Consider the following 259-nt stretch of genomic DNA (forward strand, 5'->3'; position numbering starts at 1 on the left):
GCCGAAAGCAGACGCTTGGAGGACGCCTGGCGGGAGTGCCTCGTCCTGGAAACGCTCCTGACGGATGAAGTTGACGAGGATACAGCCGGAAAGGGCTACTGGGTCATCGGGAACGTAGCCTTCCTCACCGATCACGTCTCAGAGGGCGTTCGATATCACGATCAGGCTGCCGAATGGCTTTCGCCCTCCAAAGATGTCGATTTATGGGCCCGCTTCAATCGGGCATCGGCCGAAATGCGATTACAGGCAAAGCTCAACG

The 259-nt window shown here is 57.9% G+C and carries 1 protein-coding gene; it reads left to right on the forward strand.

The window, feature by feature from the left end; translation table 11 throughout:
- Nucleotides 1–15: 15 nt before the first annotated feature.
- Nucleotides 16–259: hypothetical protein (locus tag SB772_RS42730; RefSeq protein ID WP_410838863.1), on the forward strand; the 244-nt coding region annotated here is incomplete at its 3' end.

The organism is Paraburkholderia sp. SIMBA_030 (assembly GCF_046535245.1).
Lineage (GTDB): Bacteria > Pseudomonadota > Gammaproteobacteria > Burkholderiales > Burkholderiaceae > Paraburkholderia.